2 protein-coding genes are annotated in these 1,512 nt (G+C 63.6%); both read right to left on the bottom strand.

The annotated features are described in order from the left end of the window. A partial coding sequence (pgl, locus tag B7449_RS10680; protein ID WP_048883607.1) for a 6-phosphogluconolactonase occupies positions 1 to 740 on the bottom strand: 740 nt, incomplete at its 3' end. Next, positions 733 to 1,512, bottom strand: a 780-nt coding sequence (locus B7449_RS10675) for a Cof-type HAD-IIB family hydrolase (protein WP_048883606.1), incomplete at its 5' end; no start/stop codon positions are given. The genes B7449_RS10675 and pgl, both read right to left, overlap by 8 nt.

Here is a 1,512-nt window from a genome sequence, read left to right as displayed (position 1 = left end):
GCCGCCGCCCTGTCCATAAGCCAGATGAGTTCGCCTTCTGTCGTGATGTGGCTGGCGGGTTCCGCCGGGTCCCCGGCGCGCACCCTGGCGAAGGCCTCGCGCTTGCCCGCGCCCGCCAGCATGAACACCACATGGCGGCTGGAATGAATGGCGGGATAGGTCAGCGTCAGGCGCGTATGCGGCGCGTCATCGGGCACGCAGCTCGAAACCCACAGCCTCCTTTCCTCCAGCACCGGCTGGCGCGGAAACAGCGACGCGGTATGCCCGTTATCGCCCAGACCCAGCATCACCACGTCAAACAGCGGGCGACCGGGTTGCAGCACCTTGCCGCCATATACCTTTTCCAGCTCCGCCTGGTATTTCGCCGCCGCCTGCGCCGGGTCGCCCGATGTCGGCATGGGGTGGACATTGGTGGGCGGCACCGGCACGTGGGCCAGCATTTCGGTCTCCACCATGTTGTAATTGCTGGCCGGATCGCTGTCGGGCACGAAGCGTTCATCGCCAAAGAAGAACTGCGTGTTCGTCCAGGGAAAACGTTCACGGTATGCCGCGGACGCCAGGATCTGGTACAGCCGCCTTGGCGTGGACCCACCTGAAAGCGCGATCACGAACGGACCGCCCTTTTTCGCCAGCGCCTGTTCCGTCAGCCATTCCGCCATATGCTGCGCAATGGCCTCGGCATCGGGCAGGACCACCATCCGGCCCGTTTTCACGTCATGTCCAGCGGTCATGTCATGCATCTCCCAGCACGTATTTCTCAATGCCATTGGCGAACCCTTCCTCCTCGCATGAGGTCGAGACATGGGTCGCCTGCTTCTGCACCTCGGGACTGGCCTGCCCCATGGCGATCGACATGCCGCTCCTGCGGAACATCAGCACGTCATTGGGCTGGTCGCCCAGTGTCACCATCTGGCTGGCGGGAATGCCCAGCAGGCGTTCGAGCGTCATCACCACGCCGCCCTTGTTGGCGTCCCTGTTGGTCACATCCACGTAGTACGGCTGCGACAGGGCGGCCGATGCCGTATCGCCCAGCGCCTGCTGCAGGTCATGTTCGAGGCGTTTCATGAGGTCGAGGTCATCGCTGACGCCGGTGATCTTGACCACCTGGTCCAGCTTCTCTTCCACATTGCCGACCACGGGCGGGAACTTCACCGTCCACTGTTCACGCGCGACATGCGGGGCTTCAGCGCTGGAGACGATCCAGTCATTGCCGTTATAGACCCACGGATCGGCCTTGTGATCGCGGATGATGCCGATCACCCTGCGCGCGGTATCGGCCGGCAGGGTGCGGGCCTCGATCACGGTGAAATCGGGCCTGACCATCATCCCGCCGTTGAAGCCCGCGATCGGTTCGGAAATCTTCAGCGGGTCAATGACCATCTTCATGCCCTTGGGCGGGCGGCCACTGGTAATCGTGAACAGGATGCCGCGTTCACGCAGGCGTTCGACAGCCCGGATGGCGCGTGGCGTCAGGATCTTGTCCTTCGTGACCAGCGTGCCGTCCACATCGGC

The organism is Komagataeibacter intermedius TF2 (genome assembly GCF_000964425.1).
Classification (GTDB): Bacteria; Pseudomonadota; Alphaproteobacteria; order Acetobacterales; family Acetobacteraceae; genus Komagataeibacter; species Komagataeibacter intermedius.
Note: the sequence above shows the minus strand (reverse complement) of the source record. Positions and strands in the feature narration are given on the sequence as shown.